The organism is Methylophaga pinxianii (assembly GCF_020447225.1).
Classification (GTDB): domain Bacteria; phylum Pseudomonadota; class Gammaproteobacteria; order Nitrosococcales; family Methylophagaceae; genus Methylophaga; species Methylophaga pinxianii.
The window spans coordinates 42,618-58,163 of record NZ_JAJAEO010000184.1 but is presented as its reverse complement, the minus strand read 5'-3'; the positions used below and the strand labels follow the sequence as shown (position 1 = coordinate 58,163).

The 15,546-nt window shown below is 44.3% G+C and carries 12 protein-coding genes and 1 tRNA gene; 8 read left to right on the top strand and 5 right to left on the bottom strand.

Annotated features, from left to right (window positions below):
* Window positions 1-29: 29 nt before the first annotated feature.
* A complete protein-coding gene (locus LGT40_RS13235) occupies window positions 30-206 on the top strand; it encodes a hypothetical protein (RefSeq protein WP_226074191.1) in 177 nt (58 codons plus the stop codon).
* Window positions 207-1,088: 882 nt separating this feature from the next.
* Here the strand turns inward: LGT40_RS13235 and LGT40_RS13230 are convergent.
* Window positions 1,089-1,179, bottom strand: a tRNA-Ser gene (locus LGT40_RS13230).
* Window positions 1,180-1,333: 154 nt separating this feature from the next.
* Here LGT40_RS13230 and LGT40_RS13225 point away from each other — a divergent pair.
* The 4 genes from LGT40_RS13225 to LGT40_RS13210 all read left to right on the top strand — a co-directional run bounded on the left by LGT40_RS13225 (window position 1,334) and on the right by LGT40_RS13210 (window position 3,908).
* The gene (locus tag LGT40_RS13225; protein ID WP_226074193.1) at window positions 1,334-2,005 is read left to right on the top strand and encodes a Bax inhibitor-1/YccA family protein; all 672 of its coding nucleotides are present in this window, start codon (window positions 1,334-1,336) and stop codon (window positions 2,003-2,005) included.
* Window positions 2,006-2,075: 70 nt separating this feature from the next.
* On the top strand, window positions 2,076-2,288 hold the full coding sequence (locus LGT40_RS13220) for a YgaP family membrane protein (protein ID WP_226074195.1): 213 nt from the start codon (window positions 2,076-2,078) through the stop codon (window positions 2,286-2,288).
* 15 nt (window positions 2,289-2,303) lie between these two features.
* The gene (moaA, locus tag LGT40_RS13215; RefSeq protein WP_226074203.1) at window positions 2,304-3,311 is read left to right on the top strand and encodes a GTP 3',8-cyclase MoaA; all 1,008 of its coding nucleotides are present in this window, start codon (window positions 2,304-2,306) and stop codon (window positions 3,309-3,311) included.
* A 147-nt stretch (window positions 3,312-3,458) separates the two neighbouring features.
* Complete coding sequence (locus LGT40_RS13210) at window positions 3,459-3,908, top strand: GNAT family N-acetyltransferase (protein WP_226074205.1); 450 nt, start codon at window positions 3,459-3,461, stop codon at window positions 3,906-3,908.
* A gap of 22 nt (window positions 3,909-3,930) precedes the next feature.
* Here LGT40_RS13210 and LGT40_RS13205 read toward each other — a convergent pair whose 3' ends face one another.
* The 4 genes from LGT40_RS13205 to exaC all read right to left on the bottom strand — a co-directional run bounded on the left by LGT40_RS13205 (window position 3,931) and on the right by exaC (window position 8,361).
* Complete coding sequence (locus LGT40_RS13205; RefSeq protein WP_226074207.1) at window positions 3,931-4,341, bottom strand: MazG nucleotide pyrophosphohydrolase domain-containing protein; 411 nt, start codon at window positions 4,339-4,341, stop codon at window positions 3,931-3,933.
* Window positions 4,341-4,745: an RNA-binding S4 domain-containing protein gene (locus LGT40_RS13200; RefSeq protein WP_226074209.1), complete on the bottom strand. Its 405-nt coding sequence runs from the start codon at window positions 4,743-4,745 to the stop codon at window positions 4,341-4,343. The genes LGT40_RS13205 and LGT40_RS13200 overlap by 1 nt, the downstream gene beginning before the upstream one ends.
* Complete coding sequence (gene acs, locus LGT40_RS13195) at window positions 4,745-6,706, bottom strand: acetate--CoA ligase (RefSeq protein WP_226074211.1); 1,962 nt, start codon at window positions 6,704-6,706, stop codon at window positions 4,745-4,747. The genes LGT40_RS13200 and acs overlap by 1 nt, the downstream gene beginning before the upstream one ends.
* 134 nt (window positions 6,707-6,840) lie before the next feature.
* Window positions 6,841-8,361 carry an acetaldehyde dehydrogenase ExaC gene (gene exaC / locus LGT40_RS13190; protein ID WP_226074213.1) on the bottom strand — a complete coding sequence of 507 codons (1,521 nt, stop codon included), beginning with the start codon at window positions 8,359-8,361 and terminating at the stop codon, window positions 6,841-6,843.
* A gap of 266 nt (window positions 8,362-8,627) precedes the next feature.
* On the opposite strand from exaC, the gene LGT40_RS13185 reads away from it, so the two are divergent.
* The 3 genes from LGT40_RS13185 (at window position 8,628) to LGT40_RS16390 (ending at window position 15,503) form a co-directional block, all read left to right on the top strand.
* Window positions 8,628-9,554, top strand: a complete 927-nt coding sequence (locus LGT40_RS13185) for a helix-turn-helix domain-containing protein (RefSeq protein WP_226074214.1) — start codon at window positions 8,628-8,630, stop codon at window positions 9,552-9,554.
* A gap of 205 nt (window positions 9,555-9,759) precedes the next feature.
* Entirely contained in the window at window positions 9,760-11,451 is a 1,692-nt protein-coding gene (locus tag LGT40_RS13180) for an autotransporter assembly complex protein TamA (protein WP_226074216.1), read from the top strand.
* The gene (locus tag LGT40_RS16390; RefSeq protein WP_226074218.1) at window positions 11,448-15,503 is read left to right on the top strand and encodes a translocation/assembly module TamB domain-containing protein; all 4,056 of its coding nucleotides are present in this window, start codon (window positions 11,448-11,450) and stop codon (window positions 15,501-15,503) included. The genes LGT40_RS13180 and LGT40_RS16390 overlap by 4 nt, the downstream gene beginning before the upstream one ends.
* The last annotated feature ends 43 nt before the right edge of the window (window positions 15,504-15,546 follow it).

Below are 15,546 nucleotides of genomic sequence, written 5' to 3'. Positions count from 1 at the left end.
CAACAACTATCCGTTGGCGCAATAGACCTATGGCTATTACCAATGGCAACTCAGGTAGCGTGATTGTCATATCTTCAGATGCAGCCCGGGCATGGAGTAAAGATGTGAAGGAGGCGAGAGTAATGTTTCCTGACAATCGACAAATCGCTACTCAAATCATGCAGGCTTTGGAGAATAAACTTCGACCCTGGATTATGTTTCGTTGATGAGGCTTCTTAAACAAAAAGCTGCCGATCGACACATTGACGAAACATTTTGATAACCATAGCCGACGACAAAGCAGGCTGTTTTTTTACATGTAACAAGCTTGCAAGATTGAATCAATTTATGCGTTAGTCCCAAGCCGCTAAAGCGCCCTGTGCTGAGTTTTATGAAAAAAGATTTGAAGGGTTTGCCACTGGTTATGATCTGCAAAGGGGCAGTGTATTCACGGTTTAGTGGCTAGAGAGAGCAATGAAGTCGGGGGCATGTTGACTCAGGTACCTGAACCCGGGAGGCAGATCCATAGTCGGTGACCATGGTTTTGCACAATAGCGAGAATTTGAGGCAAAAAGAGCTTTAGTGCTGTTTTGCTTCAGGTTAATGCAGCGGTAAAAAAGATGTGTCTAATATGATTTTCCTTAAGTAACTTGAGTATGAAAATGCAAAGATTATTACGGAAAATCTTCATCAAAGGTGTAAGAGAACGTTCGGCATTGAAGGTAGGATTTTCTCAGCACTTTTACAAAATCATCATAATGATTTTGAGTTTGCTCGCGTTTCAGCTTGAAATAATTCCTCAGTTTTCGTTGACCTTGCTCTTACCCATGTGGGCCGACATTTTCTTTTTATTTGGCATCGCAGTGATAGGAATTATCCTGTATATCGACTTTCAGATGATTAAGTCCAGAATGGAAATGCACATGACATTAAGGCAAGTCCTGCGTTATAGAAGAAGATGTGCATCAGTTTAACTGCAATTCGTTTATACACTCATGCGAGGGAACGCAGAATGGATAACCTGAAATAATTCCTAAATACACAACAGCTAAAATCATACTTACCAAACTCCAGATACAAAAAAACGGACCGAAGTCCGTTAGTTTGTTTGGCGGAGGGACAGGGATTCGAACCCTGGGTAGGCTATAAACCCACGCCGGTTTTCAAGACCGGTGCATTCAACCGCTCTGCCATCCCTCCAAGACGCGGCATATTACTAGGAATGACTTGTTCTGACAACAGTGAAAGCAAAATTTATATTGCTATTGCCATTTAGAACTTATCCGGTAGGATGATGTCCATTGGATGAACTACCTAACATCAATACTTTACTGAGTAATGGAGAAATAAACTGATGAACTACGATACACAATCAACAGTTGTACGCTCGCGCGAATCTGCGCTGCAAACCAACAAGTTATTGCGTAATACCTATGTACTACTGGCTATGACGCTGGGCTTCAGTGCGCTGACTGCCGGGGTGTCAATGGTTTTTAACCTGCCGCATCCAGGTATCATCATCACTTTGATCGGTTATTTTGGTCTGTTATTCCTGACAGCGAAATTACGCAACAGTGTTTGGGGTATTGCCTCGGTATTTGCGCTAACCGGTTTTATGGGGCTGACATTAGGTCCTATCGTTAATGCATATTTAGGTTTGCCCAATGGGCCGCAAATTGTAATGCAAGCTTTGGGCGCGACCGGCATTGTCTTTTTGGGTCTGTCTGCTTATGCGATTAAATCTGAAAAAGACTTCAGCTTTATGGGCGGTTTCCTGTTCGTCGGTATCCTGGTCGCTTTCCTCGCGGGTCTGGCAGCATTCTTCTTTAACATGCCTGGATTGTCGTTGGCGGTTTCTGCAATGTTTGTCTTGTTGATGTCTGGTCTGATTTTGTATGAAACCAGCAACATCATTCATGGCGGCGAAACTAACTACATCATGGCAACCGTCACTTTGTACGTCAGTATCTATAACTTGTTTACCAGCTTGCTGCATTTAATTGGTGCCTTCTCTGGCGACGATTAATTTAACAGTCAGCGATATTATTTTCATTCAAGCCCCTGCAAAGGGGCTTGTTTGTATCTGGAGTCAGGTTATGAAAAAGAATCTTGGGCAGACTGACAGAACGTTACGCATCATAATCGGTCTATTTATAATAGTGGTCGCATTGTATTACCAAAGTTGGTGGACGTTGCTGGGACTTGGACTTCTTATCAACGGTTTGAGCGGTCGTTGCGGTGGATATGCTTTATTTGGCTTTTCTACTGCAAAAGATTCCTGTGACATTTCCCATAAAGAGCGAAGCTAGCGCATAATAAACATTATGACGGATAAGCAAACACAATTAATCGATAATTTTGGCCGCCGCGTGTCGTATGTGCGGATATCGATCACGGATCGTTGTGATTTTCGCTGTGTGTACTGCATGGATGAAGAAATGACGTTCATGCCTCGCGAGCGACTGCTGACCTTGGAAGAAATCGCCTTTTTGGTCACGGCTTTTTGTGAGTTGGGCGTGGAAAAAGTCCGGATTACGGGCGGTGAACCCCTTGTGCGTCGCAATGTTGACTGGCTGATGGAGCAAATTGGCGCGTTAAAGCACACCACATCCCTTAAAGAGCTGAACTTAACCACCAATGGCTCCCAGTTACCGAAGTACGCTAAAAAGCTTGCTGCAGCCGGTTTGGATCGTATTAATATCAGTCTGGATTCATTAAAAGCCGATCGCTTTCGTGAATTAACTCGTACTGGTGAATTAACACAGGTATTGAAAGGAATTGAAGCTGCTAAACAGGCAGGCTTTAAACGCATCAAACTTAACGCGGTGATCATGAAAGGCCGCAATGATGATGAAATTGTCGATTTGGCTCAATTTGCGATTGAGAATGATCTGGATATTTCCTATATCGAAGAAATGCCGCTAGGCCATGTTTCACATAGTCGCAGTGAGAGTTTTTGCAGCAGCGATGAAGTGTTGGCGACGTTACAAAAGCACTTTGATTTGCAAAGCAGCATTACCACGACTGGCGGTCCTTCGCGCTATTACAAAGTTGCTGGAACGGATAGCAAAATCGGTTTTATCTCTCCACATAGCCATAATTTCTGTGAAAGCTGTAATCGGGTGCGTGTGACGACAGAAGGGCGCTTATTGCTTTGTCTGGGTCAGGAACATTCAATAGATTTACGCGATATCATTCGCCGCCATCCAGGTGATATCGACCAGCTCAAACAGGCCATTATCAAATCGATGGATATCAAACCGAAAGGCCATGACTTTAATATCAAAGAACAACCGATTATCTTCCGTCATATGAGTGTGACGGGGGGCTGATTATCGTGGCCTAAAAAGACAAAGTTACTGCAGAAAGTGACTAAATCCATGATGTAAATTGGGCTTTGATATTTATATGTCGAATATTCAGGTTACTCAGCATCAATAAAGTCAAATCATCACTTAATTACGTCTGTCGGATAAATTATGGAAATACATACTGCGGTAAGTTCTGATATTCCACAACTATGTATGTTGTTAGATACATTGTTCAGTCAGGAAGCCGAATTTAAACCGGATAGTGAATTACAGGCGCTTGGTTTAGGGGCAATCATAGAGGGCGATGGTATTGGCGATATTCTGATCGCTAAACAATCAGACCAGATTATCGGCATGGTGAATTTGCTCTACACGGTCTCTACGGCATTGGGCAGCAGGGTGGCGATACTGGAAGATATGGTTATTGCTCCACAGCAACGTGGACTGGGTGTTGGCTCTCTATTGCTGAATTACGCAATTGATTTTGCCAAACAAAAAGGCTGTAAACGCATCACATTGCTGACCGATAATGACAACGAAGCAGCACATCGTTTTTATGAACAGCATGGATTTACAGAGTCTTCGATGGTAACTTATCGTTTATTTTTAGACTTTTAAAAGAATCGCTTACAGTATTTACTTAACGCTTTTTCTCATTTAATTTTGCTTCATCCCATAATGCATCCATCTCTTCTAACGATGCAGATTGTAGTGATTTGCCCAGCAAACTAATTTGCGTTTCAATATACTGAAAGCGGCGGAAAAATTTCTCATTGCATTGTTCGAGGGCTTGCTGTGGATCGACAGCTAAGTGTCTGGCAAGATTGGTAATCGCAAACAGCAAATCGCCAATTTCTTCCTGTAATTTTTTTGGATCTGCATCATCAAGTTCTGCAGCAACTTCATCCAGTTCTTCATGAATTTTCGCAATCACACCGTCAATGTGTGGCCAATCAAATCCGACACAGGCAGCGGTTTTTTGCAACTCCACAGCGTAACGTAATGCCGGTAGCTGTTTATCTGCAGTATTGAGCAATTCAGGTTTATCCATTAGTCACCCCGGGTAAATTTAATGATATGCCGACGATCGCGTTTGCTGGGGCGGCCCTTTTGGTCACGGAAACCTAACGGCTCATTTTTGATTTGTTCACGTAACAATTCACGTTTTTCACGGCTTGCCTCCGTTTCTTGATACAGCAGCTGAGCTTCGCTGGCCGGGCGGCGCTGCTTTTGCAGACCTAAAACATCTACAATATATTCGTAAGGTGGTTGTGAAATCGTTAATTGATCGCCGGGCCGGATAGTACGACTGGGTTTTGCCCGTTGACCATTTGCATGCACTTTGCCGCCATTAATGGCTTCAACGGCCAGGCTGCGGGTTTTATAAAACCGCGCAGCCCAGAGCCATTTATCCAGCCGTTGATTTTCCTGACTTTCGATTTCGGCTTTCGCCATTAAGCTTTACCTTGTAATTGCAACAAAATGCTTTCGTTTTCTAAAGTCGAGGTGTCTTGAGTGATTTCTTCACCTTGAGCGATAGTACGCAATAAACGACGCATAATTTTACCGCTACGGGTTTTAGGCAAGTTGTCCGAATAACGGATTTCATCTGGCTTGGCGATGGGTCCGATCTGCTCAGCTACCCAGGCACGTAACTCATTGGTCATATCTTCATCTACGCCACCTTCCGGCCGTTTGCCTTTCAGTACAACATAGGCAAAGACCGATTCTCCTTTGACTTCATGTGGTTTACCAACCACCGCAGCTTCGGCGACAGCTTTATGAGCGACCAGAGCGGATTCAATTTCCATCGTACCCAAACGATGTCCAGAGACATTTAGCACATCGTCAATACGACCCATGATCCAGAAGTAACCTTCATCATCCTGACGAGCACTGTCACCTGCAAGATAATACTTACCATCAAAGTAGGGCCAATAGGTATCTTTATAACGTTTATCATCACCCCAGATCGTTTGAATCATCGACGGCCATGGTTTGCGAATCACCAGAAAACCGCCTTGATTAGGTCCCAGTTCTTCACCTTGTTCATTGACTACCGCGGCGTCTATACCTGGCAGTGCGCGAGTGCAGGAACCTGGCTTGGTCACGGTAACTGCAGGCACCGGTGCAATCATATGTGCGCCGGTTTCGGTTTGCCACCAGGTGTCGACAATCGGGCAGCGTTCCTGACCGATCACCCGGTGATACCACATCCACGCCTCAGGGTTGATTGGTTCGCCAACTGTGCCTAATAGCCGAAGACTCGATAAATCATAGCGTTGAGGAATATCATCACCCGCTTTCATTAATGCACGAATCGCGGTAGGAGCGGTATAGAAGGTGGTGACATGATGACGGGCACAGACATCCCAAAAACGACCTGCATCAGGAACAGTGGGCACACCTTCATAAATAATCATGGTGGCGCCGACCGCCAGAGGGCCATAGGCCACATAGGTATGTCCGGTAATCCAACCCACATCGGCAGTACACCAGAACACGTCTTTATCCTGAATATCAAACACCCAACGCATGGTAGTAATGGCATTGAGTAAATAACCTGCGGACGAATGTTGGATCCCTTTCGGTTTGCCAGTAGAGCCAGAAGTGTAGAGTAAAAACAGTGGATCGCAGGCATTCATAGGTTCTGGTTCGCACTCTGCTGATTGGTCTTGCTCAGCCTCATGCCACCAGATATCGCGGTCATCTTGCATAGGGATATCATTTCCGCAACGTTTGAAAACAATTACTTTTTCAACACTTTCACAACCTTGGCTTAATGCGTGATCAGCGGTGTTTTTCAATGGAACTATCTTGCCACCACGATGCCCGCCATCAGCAGTGATGACCAGCTTGGCTTGCGTATCTTCAACCCGATCTTTCAATGCTCCTGCTGAGAAACCACCAAAAACCACTGAGTGAATGGCACCAATCCTTGCACAGGCCTGCATCGCTACCACTGCTTCGGTGATCATTGGCATATAGATGATGACCCGATCACCTTTTTTAATACCTTGGTTTTTCAAAGCATTGGCAAAGACACAGACTTTTTGATGCAGCATACGATAAGTTATGTGCTGAGTATCGCCTGGCTCGCCTTCAAAGATAATGGCGGTTTTTTCTGCGTTATTCTTTAATTGTCGATCAAGGCAATTATAGGAAACATTCAACTGACCATCTGCAAACCATTTATAAAAAGGCGCATTACTGTCATCCAATATTTTGCTGAATGGGGTGATCCAGTCAAGTTCCTGTCTGGCTAAATCGCCCCAGAAAGCTTCATGATCCTCTGCCGCTTTGGCATAAAGTGCATCAAGTTTTTCAGGGGTCAGTGCAGAGGTTTTGTAAAAATCTTCACAAGGCGGAAAGTGACGATTTTCATGAAGGGTAGATTCAATATTATTCTGAGCCATGATTACCTTACCTTATTATTCTCTCTATTTTGAGTATAGCCCGCTGCTAACGTTAAATGTAGTCAACAGCCAATAAAAAAACTCTCCCGTAAGCCTGGCTTAGGGGAGAGTAGATTTTTTATCTGGAGTATTTTTTAGAAGAAACCGAGCGGGCTGGTGCTGTAGCTAACCAACAGGTTTTTCGTTTGTTGGTAGTGTTCCAGCGCAATTTTGTGAGTTTCGCGTCCAACACCGGATTTCTTGTAACCACCAAACGCTGCATGAGCAGGGTAGCTATGGTAGCAGTTGGTCCATACGCGTCCGGCTTGAGTTGCACGGCCCATACGATAGGCAAGGTTCATATCACGGGTCCATAAACCGGCGCCCAGGCCAAATTCTGAGTCATTGGCAATTTCCAGTGCTTCAGCTTCGTCTTTGAAGGTTGTCACTGAGACAACCGGGCCAAAGATTTCTTCCTGGAAGATACGCATTTTATTGTTGCCTTTCATCAATGTCGGTTCGATATAGAAACCTTTGTTGAATTCATCACCGAGCTGGGCAATACCGCCGCCCATTAATAGTTGAGCGCCTTCCTGTTTACCAATTTCGACATAGCTGAGAATTTTATCGAACTGTTCCTGTGATGCCTGAGCGCCAACCTGGGTATCTGTATCCAGCGGATTACCCCGTTTAATCAGTTTGGCGCGCTCCATAACCACCGCAATGAACTCGTCATAGATGCTTTCCTGAATGACAGCGCGAGAAGGACAGGTACATACTTCACCTTGGTTAAAGAATGCCAACACCATGCCTTCAGCACATTTGTTAATGTAATCCTGTTCTTGTTGCATGATGTCTTCAAAGAAGATATTGGGTGATTTGCCACCTAACTCAACCGTTGAAGGAATAATGTTTTCGGCTGCGTATTTCATAATCAACGAACCAACAGGGGTTGAGCCCGTGAATGCAATTTTGGCGATACGTTTACTGGTGCCAAGTGCCTGGCCAGCTTCACGACCAAAGCCATTAACGATATTTAATGTACCTGCTGGCAGTAAATCGCCAATTAATTCAGCAAGGATCAAGATGGATACTGGTGTTTGTTCTGCAGGTTTCATGACTACGCAGTTACCGGCGGCCAATGCTGGAGCAAGTTTCCATGCCGCCATTAACAGCGGGAAGTTCCACGGAATGATTTGACCGACAACACCGAGTGGCTCATGAAAGTGATAAGCAACTGTGTTTTCGTCAATTTCGCCCATCGTGCCTTCCTGAGCGCGCAGACAACCGGCGAAATAGCGGAAATGGTCGGCGGCTAATGGGATGTCAGCATTCAGTGTTTCCCGGACAGCTTTACCGTTATCCCACGTTTCGGCGACAGCCAGTTTTTCAAGATTAGCTTCAATGCGATCCGCAATTTTCAACAGAATGTTGCTGCGTTCCTGCACCGATGTTTTACCCCAAGCCTCACGTGCTTTGTGTGCTGCATCAAGAGCCAATTCAATATCTGCTTCACCTGAACGCGGAATTTCACAAATAACTTCGCCGGTGACGGGAGTGATGTTATTGAAGTATTCACCTTTGACCGGGGCTACCCATTCGCCACCGATAAAGTTTTCATAACGTGATTTAAATGAGATAACCGACTCGGGGGTACCTGGTTTTGCGTAAATCATAAATCTCTCTCTATATATGTAGTTATGTGTTTAAAAAAATCAGCATAAATCCTAAAGTGGATAACTTACTTGACCAAAAATCCCAAATAGTTGACTGATAGTCCAGAAGTGACAAAAAACTTACCATATGGTTCAAGAGATTTGCCATTTGAATCCATGAAAAATTCATCTTTAATCAGTGGTTTTTTCAGGGTGACGAATTTGATTTGCTTGACTTCACTCTAAGAACAACCACAAAATCAGCTATTGTTCATTTAGGTCATATTATGAGCTTGGATTTACTTCCCACCAGTGAGCGGCGAGAAAGTCGTCAGTTACTGATAGAAAATAAAGTGACGTTTAATGGGCCGGAAACCGAACTGAGCATCTATGATACGTATCGAAGCTCAACTGGTGTGAGGCTTAATGCTGATCATTTACTATATTGCGGAATGGTAAGTGGCCGTAAAGTAATGCATGATCATTACAGCGCTTCAGGTGAGTTATTTGTGCCACATGAATCTTATGTGATGCCACCCGGGGAACATGTTGAAATTGATTTTCCGGATGCCAATGAAGAACAGCCAACCACGTGTTTGACCATTGAAATTTCCAGGGAACGGATCCAAACCATATCAAACCGGATGCAGAGCGTGGTAAAAATGGAGGTACCGGATCACAGCTGGGAATATCAACCGCGCATTATTCATAAACATCACACACGTGACACCCAGTTACTACTGGAAAAAATGGTTGGTTTATATATCCGTAATGACCCGGATAAAGAATTACTAATCGACCTGGGTGTTTCGGAGCTGGTTATCAGATTGCTTCGTGAACAGGGGCGCGAAGTTTTATTGAGCTACTGTCAAAATGCGCCGGATGCCAGTGGCATAACAGCAGTTATTCATTCCCTGAAACAAAATCTCAGCAAACCTTTGGATGTGGAGCAACTTTGCCGTCAGGCCTGTATGAGCCGAAGCCGGCTTTATGTTGAATTTAAAAAACAACTGGGTTGCACACCAGGGGAGTTTCATCAGCAACTTCGACTTAAATCAGCAGCGGATGCCATTAGCAGGGGGTTGAGTATCTCTGAGGCATGTTACAACTTTGGTTTCAACGATTTAAGTCATTTCAGTCGACGATTCAGTCACTTTTTTGGTTGTTCACCAAGTGCTTTTCGTAAAGATACTCTCATCGATCAATCAAACTAATTTATCCCCATCAAGAACACCAGAGAGTCGAAGCTGTCATAATTTGTCTATATGACTGTCAAATATTGATTTGACTGATTCCAGTTAAGCGAAATGTATTGCTGCACTTTTCATAAATCATGATAGAAACTCTATGCCGTTATGCCCCAACTACTGCTGTAGCAGAATCATCCTGGTATTTTTTGTCTGTTTATTTCAATCCTTTATGGTTTGGGCTGATACGGAAAAGAATATTGAGATTGAGCTTGAAGGTATAAACAAAGACTGGAGCGAAACGTTACTCAACGGATTAAGCATTAGTCGGCAAAAAAACAGTCCTCGTTTGAATTCCCGCAGTATAAAGCGCTTGCATGACCAAGCCGTCGATGAGTTGAAACATATGCTCACCGTGTATGGATATTACTCTCCCAAAATTACTGCCGAATTAACCGAACCAGAAGAAAATAACTGGCAAGCGCGATATCTGGTTGAGTTGGGCGAACCTGTGACCATCCAAAATATGGAGATCGCCTTGGAGGGGGAAGCGCTTAACGATCCGGTATTTAGCAAATTGGTTGAGACGATTCCATTAAAATCAGGGGATCGCTTTGAACATCAGCGATATGAAAACGTCAAAAAGTCTTTTTTACGTATTGCCGCTGAACGGGGTTATTTTGATGGTGAATTTACCTGCAGTAAAGTCAGTGTAAACATTGAAAAAAATACAGCTGATATCTGCCTGAAATACGATGCGAAACAGCGTTACCGATTCGGTGATATCAGCTTTCCTGATACCGTCGTGAATAAAGAACTTCTGGATGCCATGTCGCCAATTGAGGCTGGACAACCTTTTAATGCAAACGAACTTCTCACACTAAGAAATACTCTACAAAATAGTGGCTATTTTGCTTCCGTTTCCACTCAGGCAATGACAGCTGCCCGTGACAATGTATCCGTCCCTATTGAAGTCTCTCTGACGGAAAATTTAAAGCATCGTTACAGCGCAGGCATTGGTTATGGCACCGATACCGGTGCCAGAATGAGTTTGGGCTGGCAAAATCGTTATGTTAATGACCGCGGCCACAATTTATCGGTTGATAGCCGATTATCACAGAGTGCCAGTCGTGTCGGCGCCGATTACAAGATGCCTTTCTGGAGTGAGAATATTGATACGGTAGGTTTTAATACCGAGTATAAACAAGAAGATACCGACACTAGTGAAAGCAGTTCAATCGCTGTGGGCAGTTATTATAATCGTATGCGCTGGGGCTGGGAGGAGACCGGTAGTATCAAGTTTTTGAATGAGAGTTTTGATGTCTCCGATGATTCTGCTTCTACCTCTTTATTGATTCCGGGAATTGCCTATGCAAGAACCTGGGCTGATGACACGCTCTATACCCGACATGGAGGGCGAGTAAGTTTGGAGTTAAGTGGGGCCGCTGAAGGGATTCTCTCTGATATCAGTTTTAGTCAGGTAGTGGTCCGTGGTAAATATATTCAAGGTTTTGGTGAGTCCAATCGAATTATTACTCGTGCAGTGGTAGGCGCTACCGAAGTCAGTGATTTTTCAAAATTGCCAAGCTCATTACGCTTTTTTGCCGGTGGTGATAATAGTATTCGAGGGTTCGATTATGAATCTCTGGGTCCCGAAAATGATCTTAATGAGGTGATTGGTGGACGCTATCTGGCGGTTGGCAGCGTCGAATATGAACATATGTTTGTGCAAAACTGGGGAGCAGCGGTGTTTACCGATTTTGGTAATGCATTTAACAGCTGGTCAGATCCAATAGAGTATAGTGTGGGTATTGGTATTCGCTGGCGTTCACCGGTTGGCTTGATTCGAGTAGATGTCGCCAGTGGGATTTCAGATGAAGACAAACCCTTTGGTTTGCATATCGTGATAGGACCTGATTTGTGATAAAGCGCGTATTATGGATAATCGCAATTGTAATGCTGCTGGTGATACCGGCAACATTGTATTGGTTGTTGATGACGAAGTCGGGCTTCAACACTGCACTGAATTTCACTCAAAAAACCCTTCCTGAACTCACCATTAATGATGCAAGTGGTCGACTATATGACGGCATCTATCTGCAGGGCATCGCTTATGAACCTGATGGAGCAGATGCGATATATATAGAGAGCATTGATGCTCGCTGGCAATTATGGTCGTTACTTTCCAGCCGTTTTATTATCAATCAAATCCATATTGATAAACTGCAAATCAGCCAGGTAGAAAAAGTTGAAACGCCGAGGGAGAGCGCCGAATTGGTCATTCCTCAATTTAGTCTGCCGTTAGCGATACACCTGAGATCTCTACGCATCACTCAAGCTGAATTAATTAATAATCAAGGTGTTGTGAACACTTTGTTTGATCGTTTCGATACTTCATTGAGATTGAATTATGATCGCTTAATTGTTTCGTCATTAAGATTAAATCGAGATATATTTGCTTTCACCCTGGTTGGTAATGTGGCGTTAACGGAACCTTATGCTACCAATTTAAATTATGGTGCCAGACTGAATGATCCTGAATGGGGCTTAATTTCTGCTACCGGAACGATCACGGGCGATTTACAACAAATGACTGTACGGCAGCAGTTGGGTGAACCCTTTGCGTCCGAACAAACTCTGATGGTCCGTAATCTTCTCGACGATCTGGATTGGCGTCTGAGTGTGGAAAGCGAAACACTTCCATTAGATCGAATCCTGAAAGTGGATATTGGCGATATTTCAGCCATTAACCTAGATGCCAAAGGCTCTCTTGAAAGCGCTAAAGTTGAATTGGACTTTGAGTTACGGGAGCTGGAAAACGTCAATCCTCCTTTATCTGCCAGCATGAGTCTGAATTCAACTGATTTGACGAACTGGCGTGTCGATTTGATGACGGCTATCAGCCAGAACAGCTTTGCGGAATTGCACGGTAATATCGAAGTACCTGATGATCCTTTAGCAAGTGACTTTTCGATAGAGGCAAGCTGGTCAGAGCTTCAATGGCCATGGCAACCCGATACCGACTTATTGGTGGGTGCAGCTTCTGGTGAACTTTCGCTCAAGGGAAATCTGCAGGATTATCGTTTGATTTTGAGCAGTTCCCTGGAAGCGTTAGAACAAACCTGGACCATTAACAGCTATTTACGGGGGGATTTAAAGCAGGCCAATATTCATTCACTTGAAGTAAATTCTGCATTGGCTGATCTGAATGTAAGTGGTGAGGTGGAGTGGAAACCACAATTGCGTTATCAGATTGATGGTCAATGGAAAAACCTGCAAATTCCAGCTGCGCTGAGTGAGGTGGATATTGAAAGTTACACCGGTGGATTCAACCTTAACGGCGAGAAGGATCTGTTTGATTTAACAGTAGATTCAGATTTTATTATCGACCAGATTCCGCTAATGGTTAATTTGCTGGCGACCAGTCCGGAATCCGGTGTTACTGATATCCGCGCTGATACTAAAATTGCTGATGGTGGCGCTGGATTCAGTGGTCGCATAAATTGGAAAGAGAATCTGCTTGTTGATGGCAAGGTAACATTAAGACAGTTGGACCCCGCAGCCTTTGCTGCGGAATGGCCAGGAAGAGTCAGTGGACAGGCGCAAGTCAAATTTGCGGATAAAGGTGAAGGCGATTTTGAAGCGAGCGTACAGGACTTACATTTAAATGGCTTGTTACGCGAGCGGCACTTTTCTCTGAACAGTAATTTGCAAGCGTTTAATACCGATATAAACATTCAGGATATGCAGCTTCAACTAGGTGACTCGCAATTATCGGTCAAGGGCAGGGTGGAAAAACAACTTGATCTGAGTTGGACATTAGCATCGCCAAATCTGCAGGATTTTCACCCACATTTAGCGGGAAGTCTGGACGGACAGGGCCAGCTTTATGGTGAATTGTCCCGGTTGAAGCTCAATGCAAATCTGGATGGCTCTGCTATTCAATGGGCTGAGGATATCAGTATTGGCGAGGTAAACGTTAATGCACAAGTTGATCTGACAGACAACCAGCAAAGTAAAGTGAATCTGGTATCAACCGAGATCATGGTGGCAGAGCAATCGATTGATTCGGTAGATTTGAGCTTGACAGGTAAGCGAGATCAGCATCAATTGGCATTGGAAATTGCATCTGATGTGGCAAGCTTATCCAGTCTGTTGCAAGGTCGCCTGGATGAACAAAATCAATGGACTGGTCAACTACAGTCCATGACCATTGATAATGATATGGCTGGCCGATGGCAACTCAGCGAAGCTGGCAATATACAGATATCTGCTGATAAACAGATTATGTCACAGCACTGCTGGCAATCTTCGGCGCAGGCACAACTCTGTTTACAAGGCGAAAATGCTCCTCAAGGTGCGCAGGCACATGTTGATATCAACCAGTTGTCTGTAGAAATGTTCAAACCATGGATCGAAGAGTTTGCTCAATTATCCGGTTTTATTTCGGGAAAATTACAGTTAGCTAGTGATACCCAAAATGGCGATATCACGGGTGTGGGTAATTTATCACTCAATGAGGCCGTATTAAAACTTCAGTCTGAAAGTGTAAGCCAGCAGCAACCTATTAAATTTAGTGCAGTAGATTTGCGTTATCAGCTGACCTCAGCAGACAGTATGATGGCGATTACACTGGCACCGGATGTGGATGGTGTGCAGCCAATCGAAGCAAGATTACAAACTGCAGATGTTAAAACGCTGATGCTTGCCCCACAAGATACCCCGCTCAGCATGCAGATGCAGACTTCAGTAAAAGATCTTGCAGCATTAAATCTGGAAACACTCACATTTGACGATCTGGCGGGTCAGTTGGAATTGCATGTGGATATGCAGGGAACGGTCAACAAGCCAGAGTTAACCACTGCCATCAGTTTGCGAGAAGGTCAGATATTTTTAGTGGATATGGGCATAACGTTATCTGCCATAAATGCCGATATTACAGGTGATCCTTTATCCGGTTTGAAGATGCTAGTACAGGCACAATCAGCTGAAGGACAACTGGAAGTCGCCGGTGATTTTACGATGGATGACAAAGACTGGTTACTTGATGCCACGATTAAAGGTAACCAGCTTGAAGTAATGAACCTTCCGGAAGCCTATGTTATTGCTTCCCCAGATTTAAAACTGAGGATATCACCTCAAACAGCCAAACTTACGGGTAACCTGAAAATTCCTAATGCCGAATTGGCACCAATGGATTTCAATACCACTGTGTCACCCAGTCAAGATGTGGTGATAATTGGAAAAGAAACCAATGACGAAACGATGCGACTGGCAACAGATGTGGATATCACTGTTGAATTAGGCGAAACCGTAATGATCCGGGCATTAGGTTTTAGTGGCCGGCTGGGTGGCAATTTACGTATATATGGTGATGCCGGACAGCTTTTATTGGGTGATGGTGAAATCACGGTTCATGATGGCATTTATGCAGCCTATGGTCGCGAATTAAAAATCGATAATGGCAAAGTACGTTTTGCAGGCACCGCCATTGATAATCCTGATTTGGATATTAAAGCGATTCGTAAAGGATCTGACTATCAGGCCGGTATTCACATCACAGGACCGGCCAACAATCCGCAGGCCACACTGTTTTCGGACCCTTCAATGAGTCAGGAGGATGTGCTGTCTTATATTGTTTTGGGAAGACCTTTAGGCCAGGCCAGTGCCACGGATGCTGCCATGCTGGCATCCGCAGCGACAAATCTGGGGATTTCCAATGGAAATGCGGTCAGTGAAAAGATTGCCAGTACTTTTGGTCTGGATTCTGTCGAGTTTACAGGGGAAAGCCCTGATAATGCCGCCGTACAAATTGGCAAATATCTATCACCAAAACTTTATATTGGCTATGGCATTGGAATCTTTGAGCCCGTCAGCACCGTACAGCTGCGTTATACCCTAACCAAGATTTGGACCTTACAAGCGGAATCTGGAACCAATAGTGGTGTCGATCTGTTGTATATTTATGAGAGATAAAAAAAAGCCCTGTGTTTTCACAGGGCTTTCAGGACTACCTTGC